Annotated in this window: 14 protein-coding genes; 2 read left to right on the top strand and 12 right to left on the bottom strand. The window is 48.4% G+C overall.

From position 1 onward, the window contains the following. The first annotated feature begins 5 nt into the window (after positions 1–5). Both LCY76_RS01880 and LCY76_RS23990 read left to right on the top strand, forming a co-directional pair. Complete coding sequence (locus tag LCY76_RS01880) at positions 6–266, top strand: YgaP family membrane protein (RefSeq protein WP_091008113.1); 261 nt, start codon at positions 6–8, stop codon at positions 264–266. Between the two features lie 249 nt (positions 267–515). Then, entirely contained in the window at positions 516–617 is a 102-nt protein-coding gene (locus LCY76_RS23990) for an EYxxD motif small membrane protein (RefSeq protein ID WP_336606238.1), read from the top strand. Here LCY76_RS23990 and purD read toward each other — a convergent pair. From purD to purE, 12 genes are all read right to left on the bottom strand, one after another. Further along, positions 595–1863: a phosphoribosylamine--glycine ligase gene (gene purD / locus LCY76_RS01875; RefSeq protein ID WP_248251208.1), complete on the bottom strand. Its 1269-nt coding sequence runs from the start codon at positions 1861–1863 to the stop codon at positions 595–597. The two genes, LCY76_RS23990 and purD, sit on opposite strands and share 23 nt — an antisense overlap. Positions 1864–1887: 24 nt before the next feature. Beyond that, the gene (purH, locus tag LCY76_RS01870) at positions 1888–3426 is read right to left on the bottom strand and encodes a bifunctional phosphoribosylaminoimidazolecarboxamide formyltransferase/IMP cyclohydrolase (protein ID WP_248251207.1); all 1539 of its coding nucleotides are present in this window, start codon (positions 3424–3426) and stop codon (positions 1888–1890) included. Then, complete coding sequence (gene purN, locus LCY76_RS01865) at positions 3423–4013, bottom strand: phosphoribosylglycinamide formyltransferase (protein ID WP_248251206.1); 591 nt, start codon at positions 4011–4013, stop codon at positions 3423–3425. The genes purH and purN overlap by 4 nt, the downstream gene beginning before the upstream one ends. Further along, complete coding sequence (gene purM, locus LCY76_RS01860; RefSeq protein WP_248251205.1) at positions 4010–5050, bottom strand: phosphoribosylformylglycinamidine cyclo-ligase; 1041 nt, start codon at positions 5048–5050, stop codon at positions 4010–4012. The genes purN and purM overlap by 4 nt, the downstream gene beginning before the upstream one ends. Before the next feature lie 25 nt (positions 5051–5075). Then, on the bottom strand, positions 5076–6494 hold the full coding sequence (gene purF, locus LCY76_RS01855; RefSeq protein ID WP_053356004.1) for an amidophosphoribosyltransferase: 1419 nt from the start codon (positions 6492–6494) through the stop codon (positions 5076–5078). Then, a complete protein-coding gene (gene purL, locus LCY76_RS01850) occupies positions 6470–8701 on the bottom strand; it encodes a phosphoribosylformylglycinamidine synthase subunit PurL (protein ID WP_248251204.1) in 2232 nt (743 codons plus the stop codon). The genes purF and purL overlap by 25 nt, the downstream gene beginning before the upstream one ends. Further along, positions 8685–9368: a phosphoribosylformylglycinamidine synthase subunit PurQ gene (gene purQ, locus LCY76_RS01845; RefSeq protein WP_248251203.1), complete on the bottom strand. Its 684-nt coding sequence runs from the start codon at positions 9366–9368 to the stop codon at positions 8685–8687. The genes purL and purQ overlap by 17 nt, the downstream gene beginning before the upstream one ends. Further along, a complete protein-coding gene (gene purS / locus LCY76_RS01840; RefSeq protein WP_062239215.1) occupies positions 9365–9619 on the bottom strand; it encodes a phosphoribosylformylglycinamidine synthase subunit PurS in 255 nt (84 codons plus the stop codon). The genes purQ and purS overlap by 4 nt, the downstream gene beginning before the upstream one ends. Then, the gene (gene purC / locus LCY76_RS01835; protein ID WP_248251202.1) at positions 9612–10331 is read right to left on the bottom strand and encodes a phosphoribosylaminoimidazolesuccinocarboxamide synthase; all 720 of its coding nucleotides are present in this window, start codon (positions 10329–10331) and stop codon (positions 9612–9614) included. Before purC ends, purS begins: the two co-directional genes overlap by 8 nt. A gap of 256 nt (positions 10332–10587) precedes the next feature. After that, positions 10588–11880, bottom strand: a complete 1293-nt coding sequence (gene purB / locus LCY76_RS01830) for an adenylosuccinate lyase (protein ID WP_248251201.1) — start codon at positions 11878–11880, stop codon at positions 10588–10590. Further along, complete coding sequence (purK, locus tag LCY76_RS01825; RefSeq protein WP_248251200.1) at positions 11877–13031, bottom strand: 5-(carboxyamino)imidazole ribonucleotide synthase; 1155 nt, start codon at positions 13029–13031, stop codon at positions 11877–11879. The genes purB and purK overlap by 4 nt, the downstream gene beginning before the upstream one ends. Further along, positions 13024–13512, bottom strand: coding sequence for a 5-(carboxyamino)imidazole ribonucleotide mutase (purE, locus tag LCY76_RS01820; RefSeq protein WP_248251199.1), 489 nt, complete (start codon positions 13510–13512; stop codon positions 13024–13026). The genes purK and purE overlap by 8 nt, the downstream gene beginning before the upstream one ends. Between the last annotated feature and the right edge of the window lie 36 nt (positions 13513–13548).

Below are 13548 nucleotides of genomic sequence, written 5' to 3'. Positions count from 1 at the left end.
CCGTTATGAAACAGAACATTGGCATCTTAAACTCCATGATTCGGATCGTGTGCGGATTGACCATGCTGGCGATGCTGACCGCCAAGTACACACGCAGGCCTTACCGCGGTTCTTACGTCTTTATGATGATCCTCGCCTCCATGAAAGTGGCAGAAGGCATCCTGCGCTACTGTCCTGTTACGGATATGATAAAACAAGGATCTGAGCTGAAAGACATGGATTTAGACGATATCTCCAAGGAAGGCTCAGCGATTAATCCGAGCTGATTAAGAAGAAGTCTCATTTCTAAAAAATTGCTTTGGGAACATTTTTGTAAAGAACCTTCATTGCTAAGTTGATTGGAGTGCAAGGTGCGAGACTGAGGCTAGGATTAACGGGGCGGGTGAGACACGCGGAAAGCGAGCAACCTGGAACGGAAATCAGCCACTCTCAAGAGCAACAAAGGTTACGAAAACAGCCAAGAAGAAAAAAAACTCCCCTGCAACGGGGAGTTTTCTATAAGGAGGTATACGGCAATGAAAGAATATTTAATGGATACCATTTTTATCTATGCGACGCTCATCGGCAGCATTATTGCGATTTTATTCGCATTCGTTAAAAAGCGGCGCGTGAAATAGCCTTTGAACCAATGTCCGTACGGTAAAAGGAAGCTTCACACTGTATCTTCGCCATCTCCTCATACACCGCTTCCTGCGCTTTGGAGAGGTCTATGCCTTTAACCGCAGCCAGAAGAATTCGCCCGCCGTCCGTAACAAGACCCTCTTCTGCTTGCTTTGTTCCAGCGTGGAAAAGCAGTGTATCTCCATTCAGCTTGTTCAGTCCGGTGATCTTGATCCCCTTTTTATATGCTTCTGGATAACCGCCGGATGCGAGAACCACACCCAGTACAGCCTCGTCTGACCAGGACAGTTCAATCTCTTTCTTATCTAAAATAGCCAGCAGGATTTCCGCAAAATCACCTTGAAGCCTTGGCAGGACAACCTGTGTTTCCGGGTCTCCGAAACGTGCGTTGAACTCGATAACCTTTGGGCCTTGAGCCGTCAGCATGAGGCCGGCATACAGAATTCCCGTAAACGGTCTGCCGTCCTTCATCATCGACTGTGCCGCTGGTTTCAGGACTGTTTCCAGTGCCTCATCCACGACATGCTGTGGAATCTGCGGAACCGGCGAGTAAGCACCCATTCCTCCTGTATTCGGCCCTTTATCCCCGGTATAGGCACGTTTATGATCCTGTGCGATGACCATCGGGTAGACCTTTTCTTCATTAACAAAAGCCATGAATGAAAACTCTTCACCTTCCAGGTACTCTTCCATCACAACCGAAGCACTCGCTTCTCCAAACCGCGCGTTGTTCAGCATGTCATCAAGGCCCTGCTCCGCTTCTTCAAGCGTCAAGGCGACGATGACACCTTTTCCTGCTGCCAGTCCATCTGCCTTCAATACGATCGGAGCTCCCTGCTCATGAAGGTAGTCCTTTGCTTCACGGAAAGAAGTAAAGGTTTTAGACGCTGCTGTCGGTATGCCATGCTTGTCCATCAGGTCTTTCGCAAACGATTTGCTGCCTTCAATCAATGCTGCTTCCTTAGACGGCCCGAATATAGTGAGTCCTTCTTTTTTAAAATCATTCACGATCCCGTTTAACAAGGGGACTTCAGCTCCGACAAAGGTAAGAGCGATTTGATTTTCTTTTGCGAACGCGATTAGACCCTTGTGATCGGTTTCCTCGATATTGACACACTCTGCCATTTCAGCCATGCCAGGATTACCAGGCGCAGCAAACACTTTCGTTACACTCGGGCTGTTCGCAAACCGCCACACGATGGCATGCTCGCGGCCGCCTTTTCCTATCACCAGAACATTCATGCTGAATCCTCCTTATTCACAGGTTTAATGTTTAAAATGGCGTACGCCGGTAAAGACCATCGCGATGCCGTATTCGTCCGCTTTTTTGATGGAATCTTCGTCTTTTACCGATCCGCCTGGCTGGATGATCGCCGTAACACCGGCTTTCGCTGCCGCTTCTACGGTATCGTCCATCGGGAAAAACGCATCAGAACCAAGGGCGCTTCCTTCCGCTTTTTCTCCCGCTTGCTCGATCGCAATTTTAGCAGCACCAACACGGTTCATCTGCCCTGCTCCTACCCCGATCGTCATCTGATCTTTCGCTAAAACGATCGCATTGGATTTCACATGCTTGACGACTTTCCATGCAAGATTCAAATCCTCCCACTCTTTTTCGTTGGGTTCGCGTTTGGTCGGGATCGAGATATTGGCTTGCTCCAAACCGTACGCATCTTCGTCCTGAATAAGAAGACCGCCGCGAACGGTTGTTGATCTTTTCTCTTGCTTTTTATCTTCACCGAGCTCAAGTGTAAGCAATCGGATATTTTTCTTTTTCGTTAAAATCTCTTTCGCTTCGGGACTAAATGATGGTGCAATAATGATCTCCAGGAAGATCTCGCTCATCTTTTGTGCAGCCGCTTCGTTAATCTCCACGTTAGATGCGATAATGCCTCCGAAAATGGAGATCGGATCGGCTGCGAATGCTTTCGCGAAAGCATCTTCCACACTATTTCCTGTTCCAACACCGCATGGATTCATGTGCTTGACCGCAACAACAGCTGGATCTTGGAACTCGCGGACGATCTGAAGAGCCGCATCCGCATCGTTAATGTTATTGTAAGAAAGCTCTTTGCCGTGGAGCTGTTCAGCTTGAGCGATGGATGTTTTTGTTCCTAGCGGTGCTTTATAGAAAGCCGCTTTTTGGTGGGGATTTTCCCCGTAGCGAAGATCCTGTTTCTTTTCATACGTAACTGTATAAGATTCAGGGTTTTCTTCTTCTACCATGTTTGTTAAGTATTCAGCGATCAGCGCATCGTATGCCGCTGTATGGCGGAATGTTTTCGCCGCCAGCTTACGGCGGGTTTCTACAGAGACTTCATTGTTTTTCTCTACTTCTTCAAGCACCCTGCTGTAATCGGATGGATCGACGACAACCGTTACATACGCATGGTTTTTCGCTGCGGAACGAAGCATGCTCGGCCCGCCGATATCGATGTTTTCGATTGCATCAGCAAAAGCCACATCCTCTTTTGAGATGGTTTCTTTGAACGGATAAAGGTTAACGACAACAAGATCGATAGGAGAAATGCCGTTTTCCTCCATCTGGCGAACATGGCTTTCGTTCTCCCTTACTGCCAGAAGGCCTCCGTGAATCATCGGGTGCAAGGTTTTAACGCGTCCGTCCATGATTTCAGGAAAACCGGTCACTTCTGAAATGCCGGTCACGTTCACTCCGGCTTCCTGCAATGCTTTGCTCGTTCCGCCGGTTGAGATGATTTCCACGCCTTTATCGGCCAGCGCTTTTACAAAAGGAACAAGTCCTGCTTTATTCGATACTGATACTAATGCTCGTTTAATGGTCAAGATTGAACTCCTCCCACTTTTTCTTGGTTGAATAGATCCTGTAAAACACGAGGAAGCAGCTCATGCTCTACCTTCTGGATCCGCTGCTGCAAGGTCTCTCTCGTATCTTCTTTTTTGATCATTACTGCTTTTTGGGCGATTATCGGCCCTGTATCCATTCCGCTGTCCACGTAATGTACAGTAACTCCTGATACTCCCGCTTGTGCTTCTAACGCTTGGCCGATCGCATCCTTGCCGGGAAAAGCCGGAAGCAGGGACGGGTGGATATTTACGATCCGGCCTTCATACTCAGCCAGCAGCGTGCAGCCGATCAGCCGCATGTATCCAGCCAGGACGATGAACTCAATGTCTCTCGCCTTCAGCTGCTTTAAAATCTCCGTTTCAAATTCCACTTTTGTTTCGTACTGCTTCGGAAAAAACGTAAAGTACTCCACTCCCGCTTCTTCTGCCCGCTCGATGACATAAGCCCCTGGCTTGTCACAGACAAGCAGTGAAATTTCGGCGCCGAGGCTCTTTTCGTTTATGGCATCGTTAATCGCTTGAAAGTTTGAGCCGCTCCCTGATGCAAATACTGCGATCTTTTTCATTTCAGTTCACCGCCGCCGAACACAACACCCTCGCCTTTTTTCACACGGCCGATCACAAATGCTTTCTCTCCATCCTGTTCAAGGGATTGGATAATATCGAACGCTTCGTCATAATCCACAGCAAGAACCATTCCGATTCCCATGTTGAACGTCGTGAACATCTCTTTTCTGCCGATGTTTCCGGTCTCTTCTATGGCATCAAAAATCTCTGGAATCGGCCATGAACCATAATCAACTTCTGCCGCAAGTCCTTCAGGCAGCATACGGGGAATGTTTTCAATGAAACCTCCGCCGGTAATATGCGCCGCTCCGTGAACATGATAGTTTTTATAAACGTTAAGCAGCGGTTTCACATAGATTCGGGTTGGCACGAGCAGCTCTTCGCCAAGAGTCCGGCCTTCACTTCCAAACTCTCCGTTCAGATCAAGCTGGCCAGTTTCAAGCAGCACTTTGCGGACCAAAGAATAGCCATTGCTGTGAATACCGTTGGAAGAAAGTCCGATTAGTACATCGCCTTCTTTTACAAGACCGGGATGGATCAGCTTAGATTTTTCAGCACCGCCGACTGAAAAACCGGCGAGGTCATAGTCTCCGTTGCTGTACATGCCTGGCATTTCTGCAGTTTCTCCCCCGATAAGGGCACAGCCAGCTTGTTCGCAGCCGTCAGCGATCCCTTTTACGATGTCTTCGACTTTAGCAGGCTCCAGCCTGCCGCATGCAATGTAATCCAGGAAGTACAGCGGCTCGGCTCCTTGAGCCACGATATCGTTCACACACATCGCGACAGCGTCAACTCCAATGGTATCATGCTTGTCCATCATGATCGCCACCATAAGCTTCGTTCCCACTCCGTCTGTTCCTGAAATAAGAACAGGCTCTTTATAAGACAGATTGGACAGATCGAACATTGCCCCGAATCCGCCAAGGCCTGCCATGACTTCCGGACGGCGTGTACGCAATGCGTGTTTCTTAATTCTGTCTACCGCTTCATAGCCCGCTTCAATATCTACTCCGGCCTGTTTGTATGCCTCTGCCATTGTATTTCCTCCCTTTTTTAAACCATTACACCATTTCTTTTTCGTAAGGCAGCACCGTATCCGGGTAAATTTCCGTCGGATACTTTCCAGTAAAGCAAGCGAGGCACTGTCCGTTGTTCGGATCGCTGTCCGGGCGTCCGATTCCTCTTAACAATCCTTGCGGAGATAGGAACGCCAGTGAATCCGCACCGATAATGTCCCTGATTTCTTCTACAGAATGATTCGATGCAATCAGTTCTGCACGCTCAGAGGTATCAATTCCGTAATAACACGGGTGGGCGATCGGCGGTGCGGTAATCCGTACATGCACTTCAGTCGCTCCTGCCGCGCGCAGCATTTTAACGATACGCCGGCTTGTTGTTCCGCGAACGATCGAGTCATCCACCATGACCACACGTTTGCCTTCTACAATCCCGCGAACCGGAGAAAGCTTCATTTTCACCCCTAGTTCACGCAATTCCTGAGAAGGCTGGATGAACGTACGGCCGACATAACGATTTTTGATCAAACCGATCTCATACGGTATGCCAGACTCTTCCGCATATCCGATTGCTGCTGAAATACTGGAATCAGGAACCCCTGTTACGACATCAGCCTCTACCGGAAACTCCTTATAGAGCTCTTTACCAAGGTTTTTTCGTGCGCTATGGATATTAATCTGATCGATGTTGCTGTCCGGTCTTGAAAAATAAATATATTCCATAGAGCAGATGGAGCGGTTCATCGGTGAAGAGAACGTGTCCGCTGTCATGCCGTCATTATCAATAATTAATAGTTCACCAGGTTTCACATCACGTAAATACTCGGCTCCAACCACGTCAAATGCACACGTTTCAGAAGCGACGACATAAGCATCTCCCAGGATTCCGATGGATAGTGGACGAAGGCCGTGCGGGTCAAGCGCCACCATCAGTTTGTCCTCGGTCATGATGACAAAAGCGTACGCTCCCTTAAGCATGGTCAGCGCATTTTTCACTTGATCTTTTAATCCGATATAGCCGCTTCGTTTAATTAAATGAGCGAGTACTTCCGTGTCAGAAGTCGTTTGAAAAATACTTCCCTGCGCTTCAAGCTGATGCTTCAATGCGTTGGCATTTACGAGATTTCCGTTATGGGCAAGGGCAAGACTGGACGTCTGTGAACGGAAAAGCAGGGGCTGAACATTTGCATATTCGTTCCCGCCTGCTGTGGAGTAACGGACATGGCCAATGGCCGCATGTCCTGTTAATCCTTCCAATTCTCCGCGGCTGAATACCTCGTTCACAAGACCGTGTCCTTTGTGCATTTTCAGCTTGGCACCGTCTGTAACCACAATGCCTGCACCTTCCTGTCCTCTGTGCTGAAGACTGTGAAGGCCATAATATGTTAACTGGGCCGCATCCTGGTGGCCCCAGATCCCAAATACCCCGCATTCTTCGTTTAAGCCTTTGATGTCAGCAAGCATGGTATTGCTCCTTTCCAGGCGGAATGAAGTTCTTCATGAGTCGCTGCCAGCACTTCTTCGCCTGTTTCATGGTCGATACGAAGAACAGCTGTGTCGGTCACAAAACCGATTTGTTTCGCGTCTTGTACCATGGCTTCAAACGCCTTTGCGTTTTCCGGTTTGACTGAAACGAGGAAACGTGACTGTGTTTCACTGTATAGCACAGAAACGATATCGCCATTTACTTCAACAGAAGCACCGATGCCGCCGTTCATCATGCTCTCGGCTAGTGCTACCGACAACCCGCCTTCTGCCACATCATGTGCGGATTCAACCAACCCGTTCTGAATCGCTTCGAGCAATTGTTTTTGGCGTTTAGCTTCTGTTTCAAGATGAAGCTCAGGTGCTTTTCCGGAGATCTTGCCAAGCTGCATTTTTTGCAGCTCACTTCCGCCAAATTCCTGCTGTGTCTCACCGATCACATAGACTAGATCTCCAGGTGTTTTAAAATATTGCGTCGTAATATGGTCAAGGTGAGAAATTAGTCCGACCATGCCGATGACCGGCGTCGGATATACAGCCACACCGTTTGTTTCGTTGTATAAAGAAACGTTGCCGCCGATGACGGGTGTGCTCAGCGTTCGGCACGCCTCGCTCATTCCGTCAACGGACTTTTCAAGCTGCCAGAAGATCTCCGGCTTTTCAGGGTTTCCGTAGTTCAGGCAGTCTGTGATGGCAAGCGGCTCTGCTCCTGAACATACAAGGTTTCTTGCTGCTTCAGCTACCGCGATCTTTCCGCCTGTTTCCGGATCAAGATAGATGTAGCGCGAGTTGCAGTCTGTTGTCATCGCGAGTGCTTTATCCGTTTCACGGATACGGATGACTGCTGCATCTGATCCCGGAGGCACGACCGTGCTCGTGCGAACCATGTAATCATACTGGTCAAATACCCATGACTTGCTCGCGATCGTTGGCTGGGATAAAAGCTGCAGCAGCGTGTCTTTCTTGTTTTCTACGTTTGGAACGAAAACTTCTTCGTTCTGGAACTGAGAAAAATACGCAGGTTCTTTGGATGGCTTATTATAGACCGGCGCTTCTTCTGCAAGTGCATCAACCGGAACGTCTGCAACCACTTCTCCGTGATGAACAAGGCGAAGCTGCTTTTCTTCAATTACTTTTCCTACGACAACTGCCTCTAGGCCCCATTTCTCAAAGATCTCAACAGCCTCTTGCTCTCTGCCTTTTTCCATAACGATCAGCATGCGTTCCTGAGATTCAGAAAGCATCATTTCGTATGCGCTCATGTGAAGCTCGCGCTGCGGTACAAGATCCAGGTTCATCTCGATACCCATACCCGCTTTGCTCGCCATCTCTGCAGAAGAACTTGTTAGCCCTGCTGCCCCCATATCCTGGATGCCGACTAATGCATCACAGTTCTGGATGAGCTCCAAACAGGCTTCAAGCAAAAGTTTTTCCATGAACGGATCACCGACCTGAACCGCCGGGCGCTTCTCTTCAGATGCTTCGGTCAGTTCTTCTGATGCAAAGGTTGCACCGTGAATGCCGTCGCGTCCGGTTCTTGCTCCAACATACATCACAGAGTTGCCTGCGCCTTTTGCCAGTCCCTTTTGGATGTCTTTGTGGTCGATCAAGCCGACACACATCGCATTCACGAGCGGATTGCCGTCATAAGAAGCGTCGAACTGTACTTCTCCCCCAACTGTTGGGATACCAATACAGTTGCCATAGCCTGCGATACCCGCTACTACTTCTTCAAATAAATATTTTACGCGGGAAGAAGTTAACTCCCCGAAACGAAGTGAGTTTAATAGTGCGACAGGACGCGCGCCCATGGAAAAGATGTCGCGAATGATGCCGCCAACCCCGGTTGCTGCACCTTGGTACGGTTCAATGGCAGAAGGATGGTTGTGGCTTTCGATTTTAAAAACAACCGCCTGGCCGTCACCGATGTCTACAACCCCGGCTCCTTCTCCTGGTCCTTGAAGAACGCGTTCTCCTTCTACCGGGAACCTGCGAAGGACAGGCTTGGAGTTTTTATACGAACAATGCTCACTCCACATAACCGAGAACAATCCGGTTTCCGTCCAGTTTGGAAGACGGCCGATGATTGATTGTACGAGTGAAAACTCATCATCGTTCAAGCCCATATCACGGTATAATTTTTGCTCCTGAATTTGTTCTGCAGTAGGTTCATGAAGATAAGACATGGTTTTCCCTCCAGCTTTTTACGATTGATTGAAACAATTTCAGACCGTCGTCACTGCCCAATAGGCCGCTGACCGCACGCTCCGGATGCGGCATCATGCCCAATACATTTCCTCTTTCATTCATGATCCCTGCAATATCAGAGATCGATCCGTTCGGGTTATTTTTATAGCGGAAGACGATTCGGTTCTCTTTTTCCAGCTGCTTTAGCGTCTCTTCGTCACAATAGTAGTTTCCTTCACCATGTGCGATCGGAATCGTAATTTCTTCCCCTTGCTCATAGGAAGAACTGAACATGGTCTCGGCGTTCACAACTTGAAGTTTTTCCGGCTTGCAGATGAATTTCAATGATTCGTTGCGCCGCATTGCTCCAGGCAGAAGTCCTGTTTCAAGGAGAATCTGAAACCCGTTGCATACGCCAAGAACAGGCTTGCCGGCTTGAGCGGCTTTCTTCACTTCATCCATCACGTTTGAAAACTGGGCGATGGCACCTGTGCGCAAGTAGTCTCCGTATGAGAATCCGCCTGGAAGCAGGATTCCGTCAAAGCGGTCCAGATTGCTTTCATCATGCCAGACATACTCTGCTTCAGCACCAAGCTCGTCTTTTACTGCGTGAAACATGTCAATGTCACAGTTGGATCCTGGAAAAACGATAACCGCAAATCTCACTGTGCGACGACCTCCTCCACCTCATAGCGATAATCTTCAATAACCGGGTTGGAGAGCAATTTTTCACACATTTCCGCAACGCGCTTGTCCAGGTTTTCAACGCCTTCTTCGATCGTGAGCTCTAGGTATTTACCGATGCGCACATCTTGAACTTCGTTGTACTCCATGCGGTGAAGCGAGCCTTTTACAGCTGTTCCTTGAGGATCCAATACGCTTTCCTTCAACGTGACGAATACTTTTACTTTATACATGCAAATTTCCCCCTAAACGCTCTAAAATTTTTTCATAGGCTTCTGTTAAACTGCCAAGATCACGGCGAAAGACATCTTTATCCAGCTTTTCGTTCGTTTCGCTGTCCCAAAGGCGGCACGTGTCCGGTGAGATCTCATCCGCCACAAGCAATTCGCCCTTGGCGTTGTTCCCGAATTCCAGCTTAAAGTCGATTAATCTAACCTTTTTCTCTGTAAAAAATGCTGTGAGTATTGTATTGACCTGAAGCGCAAGCTCTCTCATGTCTTCCAGCTGCTTAGGAGCTGCCAGTTCAAGAGCCTCGATATGATCATGATTAAAAAGAGGATCGCCAAGGTCGTCATTTTTGAAATAGAATTCGACGATCGGCTTATGAAGAACATGTCCCTCCGGCAGCCCTGTGCGTTTAGCCAGTGTACCAGCCACCACGTTGCGGACTACCACTTCCAAAGGAATGATGGTTACGTGCTGGACAATCTGTTCTGTTGGAGATTGCTTGGAGATAAAGTGGGTTGGAATGTTGTTTTCCTCTAGCATCGAAAACATCAGACTCGTAATTTCGTTATTCAAACGGCCTTTCCCATCGATGGTTGCTTTCTTTTCGCCATTAAAAGCTGTCGCTGAATCCTTGTACTCCACCCAAACGGTATGCTGATCTTCTGTGCTGTAAATCTTCTTCGCCTTTCCTTCATAAAGCAAGGTTTGCTTTTCCATTCAAAGTCCCCCTGTTATAAGCTTCCGAATTATACTGCAAAAATTACGAATATTGGCAATTTTATAGAAGTGCTGAGGTGTACGTTCAGGCCCGACAAGCATTGGAACTTTTGAGCATAAAACGCTTTTTGTTTTCTGATCAAAAGTGAAACGACCTCGAGGGCCTGGACACCGAAGCTGGATCCTATTAGTAGTGCTGAGGCGCTCCGGAACGAAAAGGTTTCCCTTCTCGTTCCTTTCACCCCAAGACAGTAAATTACAGCCCTAATCGTTCAAAGATGGTATCCACATGCTGAAGATGGTAGGAGTAGTCGAAACAATCCTCGATATCTTCAGGTGTTAGTTTTTCAGTAATGCGCGGCTCTTCTTGTACGAGCTGTTTGAATTGAATGCCTTCTTCCCACGCCTGCATCGCTTTTGGCTGGACGATATCGTACGCAGCTTCACGGCTCATGCCTTTATCGATCAATTTGAGAAGAACACGCTGAGAGTAGATCAATCCGTACGTTCTCGTCATGTTGCGTTTCATGTTTTCAGGGAATACCGTCAAGTTCTTCACGATATTGCCAAAACGGTTAAGCATGTAGTTCAATGCGATCGTTGCATCCGGCAGAATAATGCGTTCTGCCGATGAGTGAGAGATGTCACGTTCATGCCATAGCGGCACGTTTTCATACGCAGTCATCATGTACCCTCGGACCACACGAGCTAATCCTGTCATGTTCTCAGAGCCGATTGGATTGCGTTTGTGAGGCATTGCTGACGACCCTTTTTGCCCCTTCGCAAAGAACTCTTCCACTTCACGTGTTTCACTTTTTTGAAGTCCGCGAATTTCAACCGCGAACTTTTCAATGCTTGTAGCCACAAGTGCCAACGCAGACAAGTAATGAGCATGGCGGTCACGCTGCAGGGTTTGCGTTGAGATCGGCGATGCTTCAAGCCCCAGGTTTTCACAGACAAACTTTTCAACGAATGGATCGATGTTGGCATACGTGCCGACAGCTCCGCTGATCTTTCCGACGCGGACAGAATCAGCTGCTTGCTTGAATCGCTCCAGGTTGCGCTTCATTTCTTCATACCAAAGTGCAAGTTTGAGGCCAAATGTTGTAGGTTCAGCGTGCACACCGTGAGTACGGCCCATCATAACGGTGTATTTGTGTTCTTTCGCTTTGTTTCCGATGATTTCGATGAACCTTTCGATGTCCTTGATCAAAATCTCATTCGCCTGTAAAAGCAGATAAGATAACGCTGTATCAACGACGTCTGTTGAAGTTAGTCCATAATGCACCCACTTGCGCTCATCTCCAAGCGTTTCAGAAACTGCGCGGGTAAAGGCTACAACATCATGGCGTGTCTCCTGCTCGATCTCTAAAATGCGGTTGATGTCAAAAGAGGCATTTTCGCGAAGCTTCTTCACGTCCTCTTTCGGAATCTCACCAAGTTCTGCCCATGCTTCACAAGCTAAAATTTCTACTTCAAGCCATGCTTTAAATCGGTTTTCATCTGTCCAAATGGCTCCCATTTCGGGGCGCGTATAACGTTCAATCATGTCGTTACCTCCAGCTTTTCGATCTTGAGTACAGCAGCTTTAATGAATTCTGCTTTGTCGAGGGCTTCGCTTACCGTGTTTCCGAGCACAGTAATGTGGCCCATTTTTCGTTTCAATTTCGCTTCATCTTTTCCATACAGGTGAAGCTTGGCGTCTTTCAGTAATTCCAAATTGGCCAGCAATGGCTTCATATGTTCACCAAGCACGTTAATCATCACTGCCGGGCTGACCAGTGCTGTTTTGCCAAGCGGCAGTCCGCAAACGGCTCGTACATGCTGCTGAAACTGAGACGTTTCACAGGCTTCGATCGTATAGTGTCCGGAATTATGAGGCCTTGGTGCCAGTTCGTTCACGTAGATCTCACCGTCAGTTCCAAAAAACATCTCTACTGCGAGCGTTCCGTACAAGTCCAGCTCAAGTGCAATCTGTTTTGCCATCTCATAAGCTTTTGCTGCCGTCTCCTCAGAGATCCTCGCCGGCACGATCGACTGGTGAAGAATGTTTTCCAGGTGAATGTTTTCTGCAGCCGGGAACGTCGTCATCTCGCCATTCGTTCCTCTGGTTACAATGACTGAGAGTTCTTTCTTAAAGGAAACCCAGCTTTCCAGGACACACTCTCTGTTTCCGGCAATCAGTTCTTCCGCTTTGGCAAGATCAGCTTCACTTCGGATCACTGCCTGCCCCTTCCCATCATAGCCTCCGCGGCACGTTTTCAAAACGGCTGGAAGTCCCAGCTGATCTGCGGCTTTACGCAATTCTTCTTTATCTTGCACAGGAAGGTAGGGTGCGACCTTAACGCCCGCTTGTTCAATGGCTTTCTTTTCCCTGATCCTGTGCTGCGTAAGATAGAGAAGCCGGCTTCCTTGAGGCATGCAGGCATTCTTTTCAAGCCACTGAGCTTTTTCGCTGTCTACATTTTCGAACTCATACGTAATGACGTCACTCTTTTGAGCCAGTTCCTCGATGCCTGCTGCATCATCATAAGACGAAACGATCTGTTCATCGCTTATTTGTCCGCACGGCGACTTTTCACCGGGATCCAGTACAACGATCCCATAGCCCATCTCACGGGCACTGATCGCCATCATCCGTCCAAGCTGTCCTCCGCCTAAAATACCAATCGTCTGTCCTGGCAAAATGGTTTTAGTCAAGGGAATCACTGCTTTCTATTACGGTTTCCTGAATCTTCTTGCGGCGCGCTGTTAAACGAGCGTTTAAACCTTCGTCCGTTACCGCTAAAATTTGAGCAGCCAAGAGCCCTGCATTGGTGGCGCCTGCTTTGCCGATGGCGACTGTTGCTACAGGTACTCCCCCTGGCATCTGAACGATGGAAAGGAGTGAATCAAGGCCGTTCAATGCTTTGGATTGAACCGGCACGCCGATGACAGGAAGTACAGTTTTCGCAGCCACCATACCTGGCAGGTGTGCTGCGCCGCCAGCACCGGCAATGATTACGCCAATTCCCCTGGTGCGCGCTTCTTCTGCATATTGAAACATCAGATCCGGTGTTCTGTGTGCGGAAACTACCCGCTTTTCGTAAGGCACGTTAAGTTCATCCAGCACATCGCAAGCATGCTTCATCGTTTCCCAGTCAGAAGTACTTCCCATAATAACGCCAACTTGTTTTTGCATCGTTTCCTCCCCGCATCGTAACTAAACGCTATGTGA

It is taken from the genome of Fictibacillus marinisediminis (assembly GCF_023149135.1).
GTDB classification, from domain to species: Bacteria; Bacillota; Bacilli; order Bacillales; family Fictibacillaceae; genus Fictibacillus_C; species Fictibacillus_C marinisediminis.
This window is presented reverse-complemented; position numbering and strand designations above follow the sequence as displayed.

Coding starts and splice junctions, on each gene's coding strand:
- LCY76_RS01880 (WP_091008113.1), top strand. CDS start 6: ATGAAACAGAACATTGGCATCTTAAACTCCATGATTCGGATCGTGTGC.
- LCY76_RS23990 (WP_336606238.1), top strand. CDS start 516: ATGAAAGAATATTTAATGGATACCATTTTTATCTATGCGACGCTCATC.
- purD (WP_248251208.1), bottom strand. CDS start 1,863: ATGAATGTTCTGGTGATAGGAAAAGGCGGCCGCGAGCATGCCATCGTG.
- purN (WP_248251206.1), bottom strand. CDS start 4,013: ATGAAAAAGATCGCAGTATTTGCATCAGGGAGCGGCTCAAACTTTCAA.
- purM (WP_248251205.1), bottom strand. CDS start 5,050: ATGGCAGAGGCATACAAACAGGCCGGAGTAGATATTGAAGCGGGCTAT.
- purF (WP_053356004.1), bottom strand. CDS start 6,494: ATGCTTGCTGACATCAAAGGCTTAAACGAAGAATGCGGGGTATTTGGG.
- purL (WP_248251204.1), bottom strand. CDS start 8,701: ATGTCTTATCTTCATGAACCTACTGCAGAACAAATTCAGGAGCAAAAA.
- purS (WP_062239215.1), bottom strand. CDS start 9,619: ATGTATAAAGTAAAAGTATTCGTCACGTTGAAGGAAAGCGTATTGGAT.
- purC (WP_248251202.1), bottom strand. CDS start 10,331: ATGGAAAAGCAAACCTTGCTTTATGAAGGAAAGGCGAAGAAGATTTAC.
- purB (WP_248251201.1), bottom strand. CDS start 11,880: ATGATTGAACGTTATACGCGCCCCGAAATGGGAGCCATTTGGACAGAT.
- purE (WP_248251199.1), bottom strand. CDS start 13,512: ATGCAAAAACAAGTTGGCGTTATTATGGGAAGTACTTCTGACTGGGAA.